The 13,334-nt window shown below is 33.6% G+C and carries 12 protein-coding genes; 1 reads left to right on the top strand and 11 read right to left on the bottom strand.

What is annotated here, in order from left to right; genetic code table 11:
• Positions 1 to 63 precede the first annotated feature (63 nt).
• The 4 genes from arsB to AC2H4K_RS00755 are packed head-to-tail and all read right to left on the bottom strand — an operon-like array spanning position 64 to position 3,007.
• Positions 64 to 1,107 carry an ACR3 family arsenite efflux transporter gene (arsB, locus tag AC2H4K_RS00770; RefSeq protein WP_281141295.1) on the bottom strand — a complete coding sequence of 348 codons (1,044 nt, stop codon included), beginning with the start codon at positions 1,105 to 1,107 and terminating at the stop codon, positions 64 to 66.
• 3 nt (positions 1,108 to 1,110) lie between these two features.
• Positions 1,111 to 1,725 carry an arsenate-mycothiol transferase ArsC gene (locus AC2H4K_RS00765; RefSeq protein ID WP_281141296.1) on the bottom strand — a complete coding sequence of 205 codons (615 nt, stop codon included), beginning with the start codon at positions 1,723 to 1,725 and terminating at the stop codon, positions 1,111 to 1,113.
• A 24-nt stretch (positions 1,726 to 1,749) separates the two neighbouring features.
• Positions 1,750 to 2,640 (bottom strand): arsenite methyltransferase, encoded by an 891-nt coding sequence (locus AC2H4K_RS00760; protein WP_281141297.1) that lies wholly within the window; start codon positions 2,638 to 2,640, stop codon positions 1,750 to 1,752.
• 37 nt (positions 2,641 to 2,677) lie between these two features.
• Positions 2,678 to 3,007, bottom strand: a complete 330-nt coding sequence (locus tag AC2H4K_RS00755) for an ArsR/SmtB family transcription factor (RefSeq protein WP_281141298.1) — start codon at positions 3,005 to 3,007, stop codon at positions 2,678 to 2,680.
• A gap of 161 nt (positions 3,008 to 3,168) precedes the next feature.
• Between AC2H4K_RS00755 and AC2H4K_RS00750 the strand changes: the two genes are divergently transcribed.
• Positions 3,169 to 4,017, top strand: a complete 849-nt coding sequence (locus AC2H4K_RS00750) for a DUF2911 domain-containing protein (RefSeq protein WP_281141299.1) — start codon at positions 3,169 to 3,171, stop codon at positions 4,015 to 4,017.
• A gap of 66 nt (positions 4,018 to 4,083) precedes the next feature.
• Here AC2H4K_RS00750 and AC2H4K_RS00745 read toward each other — a convergent pair whose 3' ends face one another.
• The 7 genes from AC2H4K_RS00745 to AC2H4K_RS00715 all read right to left on the bottom strand — a co-directional run bounded on the left by AC2H4K_RS00745 (position 4,084) and on the right by AC2H4K_RS00715 (position 13,333).
• The gene (locus AC2H4K_RS00745; protein WP_281141300.1) at positions 4,084 to 5,061 is read right to left on the bottom strand and encodes a Gfo/Idh/MocA family protein; all 978 of its coding nucleotides are present in this window, start codon (positions 5,059 to 5,061) and stop codon (positions 4,084 to 4,086) included.
• Positions 5,051 to 6,859 carry a sodium:solute symporter family protein gene (locus AC2H4K_RS00740; RefSeq protein WP_493742684.1) on the bottom strand — a complete coding sequence of 603 codons (1,809 nt, stop codon included), beginning with the start codon at positions 6,857 to 6,859 and terminating at the stop codon, positions 5,051 to 5,053. The genes AC2H4K_RS00745 and AC2H4K_RS00740 overlap by 11 nt, the downstream gene beginning before the upstream one ends.
• 166 nt (positions 6,860 to 7,025) lie before the next feature.
• Entirely contained in the window at positions 7,026 to 9,545 is a 2,520-nt protein-coding gene (locus tag AC2H4K_RS00735) for a PIG-L family deacetylase (protein ID WP_493742683.1), read from the bottom strand.
• A 564-nt stretch (positions 9,546 to 10,109) separates the two neighbouring features.
• Positions 10,110 to 11,192: a magnesium/cobalt transporter CorA gene (corA, locus tag AC2H4K_RS00730; protein WP_493743057.1), complete on the bottom strand. Its 1,083-nt coding sequence runs from the start codon at positions 11,190 to 11,192 to the stop codon at positions 10,110 to 10,112.
• Entirely contained in the window at positions 11,192 to 11,725 is a 534-nt protein-coding gene (locus AC2H4K_RS00725) for a mechanosensitive ion channel domain-containing protein (RefSeq protein ID WP_493742682.1), read from the bottom strand. Before AC2H4K_RS00725 ends, corA begins: the two co-directional genes overlap by 1 nt.
• A 46-nt stretch (positions 11,726 to 11,771) precedes the next feature.
• Entirely contained in the window at positions 11,772 to 12,710 is a 939-nt protein-coding gene (locus AC2H4K_RS00720; RefSeq protein ID WP_281141304.1) for a septum formation inhibitor Maf, read from the bottom strand.
• 32 nt (positions 12,711 to 12,742) lie between these two features.
• The gene (locus AC2H4K_RS00715) at positions 12,743 to 13,333 is read right to left on the bottom strand and encodes a Maf-like protein (protein ID WP_281141305.1); all 591 of its coding nucleotides are present in this window, start codon (positions 13,331 to 13,333) and stop codon (positions 12,743 to 12,745) included.
• Position 13,334: the final 1 nt, after the last annotated feature.

Raw genomic sequence — 13,334 nt, 5'->3', positions numbered from 1 at the left:
TAACTATTTATTTTAAAAGTTAAACAAAATTTAACTAAACTATAAAACAAGCAGATTTAAAAATTAGGCTTTTTGAGGCAAATAGTATTTTTTTCGTAACCAAAAAGCCACTCTAACTAATAAAATTAAAGCAGGAACTTCTACTAAAGGGCCAACAACTCCTGCAAATGCTTGTCCTGAATTTAATCCAAATACAGCAATAGCTACAGCAATAGCCAATTCAAAATTATTACCAGCTGCTGTAAAGGCAATGGCTGCATTTTTATCATAATCGGCACCCATGGCTTTACTAGTAAAGAAGCCTATAATAAACATAAGGGCAAAATATATTAGCAATGGTATAGCTATTATTAGCACATCCATTGGAATCTCTACAATAAGCTCACCTTTAAGAGAAAACATTACCACGATGGTGAAAAGCAATGCTATTAAAGTCAATGGAGAGATAGTTGGGATAAACTTCTTAGTGTACCATTCTTCTCCTTTCAGTTTTACAAGCATAAGTCGTGATAAAATGCCTAGTAGAAAAGGAATGCCTAAGTATATGGCAACACTTTCAGCGATAGTTGCAATTGAAATATCTACAATGGCACCTTCAAAGCCAAAATATGGAGGCAATACTGTAATAAATAAATAGGCATAAAAGCTATAGCCAAAAACTTGAAAAATACTATTCAACGCCACTAAGCCAGCTCCATACTCACTACTACCTTCTGCTAAATCATTCCAAACTAAAACCATCGCAATACAACGTGCCAAGCCAATAAGAATGAGTCCAACCATATATTCTGGATAATCTTGTAAAAAGATAATAGCTAAAACAAACATTAAAATTGGGCCAATAATCCAATTGAGAATCAATGAAATTGAAAGTATTTTTACATCCTTAAACACTTTTGGTAATAAGGCATAATTCACTTTTGCTAATGGAGGATACATCATTAAAATCAGTCCGATTGCTATGGGAATGTTTGTAGAACCACTACTGTAGCTATTGATTAACTCAGGAAAAGAAGGAGCAAAATAACCAATTCCAACACCAATAATCATTGCTAAAAATATCCAAAGTGTTAGGTAACTATCTAAAAAGCTAAGTTTCTTTTTCATTTGTTATAGCTTTATTTGTGAGAAAATAAACTTCATTTCAGTAGCGATTTGAATGCTACGTTCTTCATATTTTTCAGCTTGTTGCGGTTTGCCATCTGAGACTTTTGGATCTTCATATGTAATAGGAATACGTTTTTCTGCACCTACAATAAACGGACAGCCTTGATCAGCAGAAGAGCAGGTCATAATAGCAGCAAAACCACTTTCTGGATTAAAATCTGAAGCTATGGTTTTTGAAAATCCAATAATAGGATGTTGGTTCTCGCTGTATTTTATACTGTAAATAGGATTTTCTCCTTGAGATAGTGTTTCTACTTTAAATCCTGAATTTTCTAAGGTTTTTGCAGCTACAGGAAACAAAGCTGTAGCTTCGGTACCTGCAGAATAACAAAACAAGTTTTCTATCCCAAAATAAGAGCCTGTCACTTGAGCCCAAGCTTGGGATAGATGACTTCTTCTGGAATTGTGTGTACAAATAAAATTGAGATTGATAATTTGTTTTACATCAACTTTAGACTGAACGAAGTCAATTAAAGGTTGTAAAACAGCTTTTCTTTCTTCTGAAATTATAGATGTGTTAAGACTATCTATTTTTTCTGATAATTTTGAAAATAACATACTTGGTTGGTGATTTTATATGATTTAACAACAATTACCATCAGGTGAGCAACAAGGCTCATCATTTGTAATGTCTGCTAATTGAAGTTTTGGTTTAGTTTCCTTTTTTCCTGGTTTTTCAGCATAAACTGTAATACTGAAAATACCTACATTATCAGAGTTAAACTGTTTAATCAACTCTTCATCTAAATACTTGCTTAAGATATCATCAGGAATAGTAATAGGCTTTTCTTTTTGAATATTGATGTTTATAAAGCCTTGATCAGAAATGTGTTTTAAATAATTCTCTTTTTGAATAGCACCAGCCACACAACCAGCATACATCTCGGCATCTTCTTTTAAAGCTTTAGGTAGGTCACCAACTAAGACGATATCTGAAATACTAAAATGACCACCAGGTTTCAAAACCCTAAAAATTTCACTGATAACTTTTTGTTTGTTAGGCACTAAATTAAGTACACAATTACTCACAATGACATCGGCAATATTATCTGAAACAGGCATATTGTCTATATCACCTTCTCTAAACTCAACATTGTTGTAGCCTAGTTTTTCAGCATTGATACGTGCTTTTTGTATCATAATAGGTGTAAAGTCAATACCAATAACTTTACCTCTGCTACCTGTTTCATGTCTCGCCACAAAACAATCGTTACCAGCACCAGAGCCTAAATCTATAACAGTATCTCCTTTTTGGATTAAAGCGAATTGTGTTGGCAATCCACAGCCTAAGCCTAAATCGGCATCACTAACATAGCCGTCAGTTTCTGAGTAATCATCCATCATAATGTTATAAACTTTGTTGGATGGAGTAGTAGCACCACAACAAGATGAAGCATTTTCTGCTTTGCCTTGTTCTGCAATTTTTGCGTATCGTTCTTTTACGATGTCTTTAAGTTCTTGTTCAGTTTTCATAATTATATGTTTTGTATTGATATAAAATCAATATGATTTAACAACAATTAGTTTTTTTAGATTCATAATCTAAAAATTGAGAAATAAGATCTTTTGCATTAGCCCAATTATCTTCATCTATACAATAGCAAACGCTTGTACCTTCTATATTTCCCTTAATTAAACCTATGTTTTTTAGTTCTCGAAGGTGTTGGGATATTGTAGCTTGTGCCAAGCCAATTTCGTCCACCAAATCACCACAAATACAAGTGCTAGAATTGAAAATATATTGCAGTATAGCCACTCTTGCTGGATGCGCAAAAGCCTTAGCTATGGTAGCAATTTGGTTTTGTTCTTCTGTAAAAATCTCAGATTTCGTTAGTCCCATAAATTCACTTAATTATTATATTGCAATATTACGATTAAATAAGCTATTCAATGTTATTTTCGTGTTATTTTTTGTGTTAAATTTCATTTTAAGTATTCGTTAACATTCTCAGGGAAGCTTATATTGTAATTTTGAGTTATTAATAATCAACACAAACAAAGATGAAAAAACTAATACTTTTTGTATTTGCACTAGCGCTCACAGTGTCTGTAAATGCACAAATTGAAACACCACAACCGAGTCCTTTTAGTACTGTAGAACAGAAAGTTGGACTTACAGATGTCACATTAGAATACTCTAGACCAAACATGAGAGGTAGAGTTATTTTTGGCGACCTTGTGCCTTACGGAAAAGTTTGGAGAGCAGGAGCAAATAGGAATACTGTTATCACTTTTAGTGATGATGTAACTATTGATGGTACTACGTTAAAGGCAGGTTCTTATGCTATTTATATTATTCCTTCTGAGAAATCCTGGGAAGTTATCTTTTATACAGATACAAATAACTGGGGAAATCCACAAGAATGGGATGATTCTAAAGTAGCGGTAAAAGCTACAGCACAAGTTTATGAATTACCTGTAGATATAGAAACATACACCATTACATTTGATGACTTAACAAATAATTCTGCAAACCTTGGTATCATGTGGGAGAAAGCTTATGTAGCGGTAAAATTTGAAGTTCCAACACAAACTAAAGTAGCTGCTTCAATTGAAAAGGCGATGTCTGGTCCATCTGCAAACGATTATTATTCGGCTGCTGTGTACAAATTATCTGAAAAAGAAGATTTAGAACAAGCTATGGAATGGATTGACAAAGCGGTTGAAATGTCTAAAGACGAGCCTCGCTTCTGGTATTTTAGACAACAATCTTTAATCCATGCTGCTAATGGTGATAAGAAAGGTGCTATAGCTGCTGCGAAAAAATCTTTAGAGGCTGCTAAAAAGGCTGGAAATGATGATTATGTAAAAATGAATGAAGATTCATTAAAAGAATGGGGAGCAAAATAATAGTTAGATATTAAGCTATTATCGTATATAATTTAAAAAAACGCAACTCATAATGAGTTGCGTTTTTTATTGGTATTGCAGCCCAATACTATTTCTTACCTTATCTAGTGTAGAAATCAATGCGATGCTTTTTTCAAAAGTCATTATATCGCTTTCGGTTTTACCATCTCTTATTAGTTGATTAAAATGTTCTATTTCGTAACTATAACCAATGGTGTTATAATTGAATGTTACAAGTTCAAAATTATTAAACTTATCTATTAGAGTAACTGTAGAAGGTTGATGAAATTTGGTGTTAATCTTTATGGTACCTTCTGAGCATGTGAAAATAGCTTCTGTGGGAGTATTTTCGGTTAGAGTACTTTTTAAATGAGCTTCGGCTTCATTATAACTGAATATCATTTTGCATTCCGCATCTGCTCCGCTTTCAAAAAAGTTAGCCTTGGCATCAATTTTATTTGGATTTCCTAGTGTAGAAAGCGCTGCAAAAATAGGATAGATGCCAATATCTAAAAGGCTTCCACCACCAACCGATTTATCAAACACCCTAGACGTTTCATCATATTCTGGTTTAAATCCAAAATCAGCTTCAAGTTTTACAACAGTACCAAAATGTTTTTTATTCAATAGTTCAATAACGTATTGAAAATGCGGAAGAAAAATTGTCCATAAGGCTTCCATAAGAAGGGTGTTCTTTTCTTTCGATAGCTGAATCATGTCTTTAACTTCTTGCAAATTCATCGCAAAAGGCTTTTCACACAAAACAGGAATATTCTGATTCAGACAAAGTATCGTATGTTCTTTGTGAAAGCTATGAGGTGTTGCGATATAAACAGCATCAACATTAGGATCTAAAGTCAGTTCTTTATAATTACCATAAGCAACGTCAGCTTCAAATTCTTGTCCAAAAACTTTAGCTTTTTCAAGATTTCTTGATGCAATAGCGTATAGTTTAGTATTAGGAACAGTGCTTAAATCTTTAGCAAATTTTGTAGCAATTTTTCCTGCTCCAATAATTCCCCAACGTATTGCTTTAGTTTCCATGAGTAGACATTTTAAATATTGGTTGAAGCAAATGTGCTATGAAAATCACCAATATACAACCGAATAAATTTAACCATAAATAAGGCATCCACTCAAACCACCAGCCAATTATTACAATGACTTGCGTTATTAAAGCCGCTGAAAAAACAGCATTCCCTTTAATATGTTTAAAGAAAAACGCTAATAAGAATATTCCTAAAACATTCCCATAGAAGATGGATCCAATGATATTTACCAACTGAATTAAATTCTCGGCTAAATTGGCAAAACAAGCAATAAGTATGGCAATAATTCCCCAACCTAGTGTGAACCATTTGGTCATTTTTACCATATGACCATCACCTTTATCTTCGTTTAAATTTCTTCCGTATAAGTCGATGGATGTAATGGTAGCAAGCGCATTAATTTCTGATGCTGTAGAAGACATGGCGGCAGAAAGTATGACAGCCAATAGCAAACCGATTAAACCTTTTGGTAGATTGTTTAGGATAAAACTAATGAACATGTAATCTCTGTCATTAGTTTTGGTGTCTTTTGCAGCAGTTTCATACAGAGCCTCTAAAGTTTGCGTTTTATCAACATACGTTTTATCTTCTGAGTTTAGTGATTTAATTTCATTTTCAAGGTTTTCATATTGGGTAGCGTAGTCTTTATCAACCGCTTTTTTTATTAAAAACTTTGATTCAGTTCTAAGATTTTTTTCAAGACTATCTAGCTCAAATAATTGATTGCTCAATTGATTATTTGTGTCACTAGAAACCTGAAGCGCTACTGTTTTTTTTATTTGAAATATAGAATCTTGTTTTGCCTGAAGTGCTCTGTAATCATCACCATATTCTGAAGCTAAAACTGTTTCGGTTGATCGATCTATAAAATTCAAAGGTGAAGGATTGAATTGATAAAACACAAATACCATAACTCCCACCAGAAGAATAAAGAATTGCATAGGTACTTTTAGTAAACCGTTGAATAATAAACCCATTTGCATTTCTTTCATGCTTTTGCCAGAAAGATAGCGCTGTACCTGACTTTGGTCTGTGCCGAAGTAGGATAGCATTAAGAAAGTACCACCAAGAAGACCTGTCCAAACAGTATAACGATTTTCTAAATCGAAAGAAAAATCCAGTACTTTCATTTTTCCTGTAGCTCCAGCAATATCAATAGCATCTACAAAAGAGACTTCTTTGGGAATAAGGTTAATAATGATTACTAATGCGGCAATCATACCAGCAAAAATGACAAACATCTGCTGTTTCTGTGTTACAGTTACAGCTTTGGTGCCGCCAGAAACTGTATAGATAATTACCAAAACACCGATAATAATGTTTAGTGTTACTATATTCCAACCCAGTACTACCGAAAGTATAATGGCAGGAGCAAAAATGGTTATGCCTGCGGCTAATCCTCGCTGAATAAGGAATAGAATGGCTGTTAGACTTCTGGTTTTTAAATCGAATCGATTTTCTAAAAACTCGTAGGCAGTATAGACTTTAAGCCGATGATAAATCGGAATAAATACCAGACAGATAATAACCATGGCGATTGGTAGTCCAAAATAAAATTGAACGAATCCCATACCGTCAGAAAATGCCTGACCTGTTGTAGAAAGAAACGTAATGGCACTGGCTTGCGTTGCCATAACGGACAAGCCTATAGTCCACCATTTGGATGTGTTGCCACCTCTTACATAATCCTGAACATTTTTACTTCCTCTGGTTTTCCAAGTGCCATAACCAACAATAATGGCTAATGTAGCAATTAGTACAATCCAGTCTATCCAATCTAATGTTTGTGGCATATTAGTTTATGCGAATGAAGCTGTTATAAAATAGAATAGAACAATGTATAAGGCGTTAGCAATAAGTACTATGGTGTACATTTTGTCCCATTTGTTTTTTGGTTGTGGTTGGTTTTCCATTAGTTTAGTTGTTAGTTGTTAGTTGTTAGTTGTTAGTTGTTAGTTGTTAGTCTTTTAGGTTTGAATTATCTTCCTTACCTGCTGAGAGCAAGTTAGCAAATAACCTGTAAGCTCCAGAAACACCTGCAGGAAATTCTCTAAAAAAACTTAATCCTGTATAAATATAGTTTCCTTTTCCGTATTTAGCGATAAGCAAACTACCTTCTTTAGAAGACTCACCTTTATCATTAGAAGCCAATAATGGTGTGAATTCTTGAGACCATTCATTAGGGAAATACAGTCCTCGTTCTTGTACCCAACCTTCAAAATCCCGAATAGTTATTTTGTTTGGGAAATTAAGAATAGGATGGTTAGGTTCTAAAATTCTTACTAAAGCATTTTCGTCAGTAACACGATCTCTAGATAATTTTAAATCGTAAGGAGCTAAATCATCTACTTTTAAACCTCTATTGGTGTTATATTGTACTACGAGGTTGCCACCATTTTCAACATAATCCAATAGGTGTCTTTGCTTGAATTTTAATTCCTCAACAACATTATAAGCTCTGATTCCAACAACAATGGCATCAAAATTTGTTAGGTTTTCAGGTGAAATTTGTTCAGGTTTTATGATAGTAACATTGTAACCAATTTGTCTTAAGCTTTCAGGGACAACATCTCCAGCACCTTCAATATAGCCAATGTTATTACCTCTTTTTTCAATATTTAAGCGCACCACTTTGCTTTCACTTGGCATCAAAACGGTTTGATATGGAATATGTGAGTAGTCGATTTCAATGAGTTCATCAGTGTAAAATTCACCATTAATATTTACCATCGGAGTAATAAGTCCTTCGCTTTGATTTTTTGGTGGAATAACGGTAAAAACTACTTTTTGAATATCACCTTTGTTCGCAATTTCTACTTTTTGTTTTGAAGGGTAAACATTCCAATCGTTAGGATATGCCATTTGTACAAAACCTTCAATAGCATCTCTACCAGCTTTTACCGTTACTTCTATTTCTTTTTGTTGATCGTTTTCAAAAATGAAAACCTTATCAGCAATACTAGCGGAAACTTCCGGAATGATTTCAAAAGGTCTATAAAGTTCTCCTTTATCTGGTTGCGAATAACGGTAAACAACAGGCTTGGTAATCGTAATTGGTGTCCCTTCAATATTTAAATTGAAATCTACAAAAATAGCTCTTGGAGTTTCAGGAAGACCTATTAATTCCTGCTCTTCCACATGGTACATACCGAGTGTACTCTTTTTATTTAACCAATATGGAGTAGTGTAGTTTGTATTTGCTGGAATCGTAATGTCTTCTTCAAAATTCAACTTTTGATTCTCTGACATTTCCATGTTTTTAGAAATACCGTTAGAAAGTGTGGAAAGTTTGTAAGAAGCTAGACTAATATTAGCACTACTACGGTTTAACACTTCTAAATTGAGCGTAATATTAGAATTAGGTGTAGCATTTGGAGTATTTGATGAAGCCTCTAAATACAAACCAGCACAAGCTTCAATAATAGCTTTTAGTTCTTTGGTTTTTACAGCCTTCCAATGTTTGTTTTCTACAGTTTGAATAAGTTGGTAAGCTTTGAGAAGTTGTGGTAAATGGGACGCAGGATTAACAAAATTAAAATCTGACTCTATCTTGTTCAAAATATCACCTATGGCTTTTCCGCCTTTAATGCGATTCCAAGAGGTGTCAATACCAGCAAAAATATTGTTGTTATTATCTAAAGGGTCTCCTTTGAGGAACTCTATATATTCTTGTTGAGTGCCACGTTGAGATAAGCGCCCAAATCCTTGACATAAGTGTTGACTACTTGCTAAAGCAGCCACTTCATTATTAGATAGGCCTTTAGTCGGATAGTACACACCAATATCAAAATTTAGCATGTTGCTTTTGTCGGCTTTTTCAAAATTTTCTTCACTACCGTAAAACCACCAACTGGTATTAAAAAATAAGCGTTTTGGTTGCCAAGTTTCGGTTAATTGTAATTGCGTATTATATTTTGAAGCATCATTAGCCAAATCAAAAGCTTCTACGCTTAGCATGGCAGAACTGGTATGATGACCATGTGTTGTACCCGGAGATCTGTGATCGAAACGGTTAATGATAATGTCTGGCTTAAAATTTCTAATGGTCCAAACGATGTCTGAGAGGACTTTATCTTTATTCCAAATTTCTAAAGTTTCGTCAGGATGTTTAGAGTAACCAAAATCATTGGCTCTAGAGAAGCGTTGTTCGCCACCATCAACACGTCTGGCTGCCAGTAATTCTTCAGTTCTAATGACACCTAAAAGCTCTCTGATTTCAGGACCAATAAGGTTTTGTCCACCATCTCCACGTGTTAATGAAAGGTAAGCAGTACGAGCTTTAACTTCGTTAGACATGTACGAAATTAAGCGTGTGTTTTCGTCGTCAGGATGTGCTGCGATATATAATACAGAAGCTAAAACATTCAGTTTTTGAACAGCTTCGTAGATTTCTGAGGAATTAAGTTTTTTGGGTTGTTGAGCAGGTAATACAAGTAAACTGCTTAAAAATAGTAGGGTACAGATTCTAATCTGGAACATGAGGTTATTAGTTAGTTGCTTTCAAATATAAAAAAGATGCTAACTTTTTCTATGTTTTTTGGTTTTGTTTAACTGTTACAAAAAGTAATTAGTGTTTTGTGTATGGTTTTTAGCGGACTATCATGGTAAATAATCTCTGTGAAAACTTGTAATTATAATAACAAATTTTTCAAACAAGGAACCAATGTTCATTAAAAATGAAATGGTAAATACGATATAAACATTCTTTCCAAATTTTTTGAATAACAGAACTAACGGAAGAAGGCAATTGAAAAACAACATCAGCCAATAAGCCCAAGCATATGACCCTGTAGCTCTTCTTTTAAATTCATAATAGCCAGAGTTAGGTATGATAAGTATGAGTAGGCAGCATAATATGGTTATTATACAATAGCTTATTATTACCCACTTAATAAATTTTAAAGGTATAGCTATACTATTTGTATTAATAGATAATTTTAGGATGATAAGAAGTAATACAGGTAGATAAATATAGGAAATGATATACCTACTTATGAATATTGGGATTTCAAAAAGTTTATCTGCTAACTCCATTAAGTTATATTACAACCACTTTTTTCGTTTAAAATAGATAATCATGGCAATAAATAACAGAATCATTATACCCCAAAGTATAAAATAGCTGTATTTGTAATGTAGTTCTGGGATGTAGTCGAAATTCATGCCATAAATTCCTGCTATAAAAGTCAGGGGAATAAAGATGGTAGCAATAATGGTAAGCACTTTCATAACCTCGTTCATTTTATTGCTAATGGTGGTCATGTACATGTCCATCAAACTCCAAATCATTTCGCGGTATATGTCTATATTTTCTGATACTTGTATGATGTGGTCGTAAACATCCCTAAAGTAGGTAATGGTACGTTTGTATATCAATGGATGCTCGATTTTTTCGATGCGATTAATCACTTCACGAAGTGGAAAAATGGCGCGACGCACTTTTAGAATTTCACGTTTTAGTTGCTGAATCTCTGAACTGATACTTTCTTCAGCTTGACCACCAAACAATTCAGTTTCTAAATCTTCAACTTTATTGCCTAAGGTTTCTATAATGCTGAAATAATTATCGACAACAGCATCGATTAGAGCATAAAGTAAGTAATCAGATTTTAAAGTTCTAATACGGCCTTTACTGTGTCTTAAACGATCCCGAATAGTATCAAAAACGTCACCTTCAGATTCTTGGAATGTCAATACGTAATTTTTACCCAAAACAAAACTCACTTGCTCTATGACTAAATTTTCATTGTCATCATAATACAACATCTTTAACACAACGAAAATGTAATCTTCGTACTCGTCTATTTTTGGTCGTTGACTTGTGTTTACAATATCTTCAAGGACTAAAGGATGAAGGTCGTATTGCTCACCAATACTTTGAATATCCTCTACATAATGAAGTCCGTTAATGTTAATCCAAGTTACCGAGTCGGTATCTTTAAAAGGTACTGCATCTTGAATATTTAGGAGTACAGTTTCTTCAACATTATCTTTGTTGTAATCAAAAGATTCTATGATGAGTTTGCCAGACTTTTCACCTGTATAAACTAAGGTTCCAGGAACTTGCCCAATATGCTTTTTGTAATTTTGGGTGCGTTTTTTTTTCTTTTTTCTAAACTTTATCATCATAAAATACTGCTATCGTCTAAGGCATCTTTCTCCATTAAAGTTACAGCTTTTTGAAGAATTAAATTGTTAGGGTAAGTTACTAAATCTCCGTTATCTTCCCTTAAAATCAACTGAAATGCCCTGATATCCTCAATAATAGCTTCTACAGGATAGTCCTTATCGTGTATTTTTATTTTGTCCCCAACTTTATAAGGAAATGAAAAGAACATAATTACGCCAGAGGTGATATTGCTCAATATAGACCAAATTGCAAAAAGTCCAATACCAATGACGGCAAATACAGACGAGAACACAAGAGTAACATCTCTAGTCTGTGCACCAAGTATGAAAGCCTCTATTAAAATAGCTACAAGTACCAAGGTAACGGTAACGTACCGTCCTATTAAATTAGCACGCGCCTCTGTAGTACCACTTTGCTTCCCTATTTTTTTTACTGTGACCACAATTAGAGCTCTTATAATAAAGAGAACTACTAAAAGTATTATGGAGTATATAATTTCAGAACGGAATGTATTGTAAAAATTAAGCATGATGAGTTAGTTGTCTAAAACAAATATAGTTTAGAATAATTTATAATTATTGAAGTTTTAAGGTTTCCCTTAGTTCTAAATCCGAATTATGATTTTTGTTCCAGTAGTCAGATTTTATAGTTTCTAATTTTGTGGCTTTTGTGGTTAATGTTTTTGAATCTTCACCAAAACCACTATCTATAGTTTCTTCCCAACCATTGATGTCGTAAGGAAAATTAGGATTAAAATTAATTTTTAAAACTCTATTCAATTCAGAGTAGGTAAGTGTGTAATTATCATCATCTAAAGTGGCTCTTGCTTCGTAAGCTTTAAGTTCAACGTGTTTTAAACGAATGAATTCTAAAGATGGAATTATGCTTATATCACCTATAGGTAGTGAATTAGGATCTATTCGAAGCTTTGTCCACAACTCGTTTTCAGTCCATGTTTTTTCTAAATTAAATTTTTGATCAGCTTCATTTTGAAAGTAGGAGTGTGAGGTGATTTCAAAATCATCCCGATTATTAAGTTGGGTATACACATGGCCACACCATTCTTGTACAGAAGCCGATATTTTTATAGCATGCTTATTGTTAGCTACAGGGTAGAAAGTGCTTTGCATTATGGAATATGGATAAATTCCCGTGTTGAATGTCTTTGTAGCATTCAACTTTAAAACTGGAATATTAGATGTGTCATACATATCTGCTTTTACCTGCTCGTCCGGTAGAAAATCTTCTGTAACAAAAACCAAAACCGCATTGCCTTCTCGCATTTCTCCATAACGTGCTTGTTCTAGTTTGTAAGACGTAATTTCTGCTTCGCCTTTATACCAAAATGCTTTAAATTCTTCAGAAAGTTTGGCTTTCGGTTGCTCTGGTTCGGTTTTCTTGGTAGTTGTTATTACGGTTTTTGAATCGCTTGTTGTGTTGGAATTGTTTTCTTTACATGAAGAAAAAGTTGTGACTAAAAAAGAGGATATAACGACGTAAATAAAAGCTTTCATAAGACACAGTTTCTTACAAAATTACGATTCGATTAACCTTCAGCAATACTATTTAACGTTTCGTAAAGCAAATGTGTTGGTAGCCCAACGACATTATTGTAAGAACCTTCAATTTTGGTAATACCAATGGCACCAATCCATTCTTGAATACCGTAAGCACCAGCTTTATCAAAGGGTTTGTAGGTATTAATGTAATATCTGATTTCTTCTTCTGTAAGTGCTTTAAACGTAACAGAAGTAATAGTATTCACAACTTTTTGTTGCTGTTGCTGAGTGAAGCAAATAGAAGTGATTACATCATGGGTTTGATTACTTAAAGAGGAAATCATTTCAAAAGCATCATCCTCATCTTTGGGTTTACCAATAGCGTTTTCATGTAGCCAAACAATAGTGTCGCTAGTGATAAGAATATCATTAGGTTTTAAATCGTTTTGAAAAGCCTCAGCCTTTAATTTAGCTAAGTAATCTGTGATTTCTTCTCGTTTTAAATGCTCTGGATAGATTTCTTCAACAGGCTTTAGTTTTACCTCAAAATCAATATTTAAATCTTTTAAAAACTGATGCCTTCTTGGTGAGCCAGAAGCCAGAATAATATTGAAGTCTTTTAGCTTTTCGTTTAGCATT

The organism is Winogradskyella sp. 266wxhm (genome assembly GCF_058964685.1).
Note: the sequence above shows the minus strand (reverse complement) of the source record. Positions and strands in the feature narration are given on the sequence as shown.

Excerpts from the sequence above, each read along its gene's own strand:
- AC2H4K_RS00715 (WP_281141305.1), bottom strand. The coding sequence starts at position 13,333 with ATGCTAAACGAAAAGCTAAAAGACTTCAATATTATTCTGGCTTCTGGC.
- corA (WP_493743057.1), bottom strand. The coding sequence starts at position 11,192 with ATGATAAAGTTTAGAAAAAAGAAAAAAAAACGCACCCAAAATTACAAA.
- AC2H4K_RS00745 (WP_281141300.1), bottom strand. The coding sequence starts at position 5,061 with ATGGAAACTAAAGCAATACGTTGGGGAATTATTGGAGCAGGAAAAATT.
- AC2H4K_RS00755 (WP_281141298.1), bottom strand. The coding sequence starts at position 3,007 with ATGGGACTAACGAAATCTGAGATTTTTACAGAAGAACAAAACCAAATT.
- AC2H4K_RS00720 (WP_281141304.1), bottom strand. The coding sequence starts at position 12,710 with ATGAAAGCTTTTATTTACGTCGTTATATCCTCTTTTTTAGTCACAACT.
- AC2H4K_RS00740 (WP_493742684.1), bottom strand. The coding sequence starts at position 6,859 with ATGCCACAAACATTAGATTGGATAGACTGGATTGTACTAATTGCTACA.
- AC2H4K_RS00735 (WP_493742683.1), bottom strand. The coding sequence starts at position 9,545 with ATGTTCCAGATTAGAATCTGTACCCTACTATTTTTAAGCAGTTTACTT.
- arsB (WP_281141295.1), bottom strand. The coding sequence starts at position 1,107 with ATGAAAAAGAAACTTAGCTTTTTAGATAGTTACCTAACACTTTGGATA.
- AC2H4K_RS00760 (WP_281141297.1), bottom strand. The coding sequence starts at position 2,640 with ATGAAAACTGAACAAGAACTTAAAGACATCGTAAAAGAACGATACGCA.
- AC2H4K_RS00750 (WP_281141299.1), top strand. The coding sequence starts at position 3,169 with ATGAAAAAACTAATACTTTTTGTATTTGCACTAGCGCTCACAGTGTCT.
- AC2H4K_RS00765 (WP_281141296.1), bottom strand. The coding sequence starts at position 1,725 with ATGTTATTTTCAAAATTATCAGAAAAAATAGATAGTCTTAACACATCT.
- AC2H4K_RS00725 (WP_493742682.1), bottom strand. The coding sequence starts at position 11,725 with ATGCTTAATTTTTACAATACATTCCGTTCTGAAATTATATACTCCATA.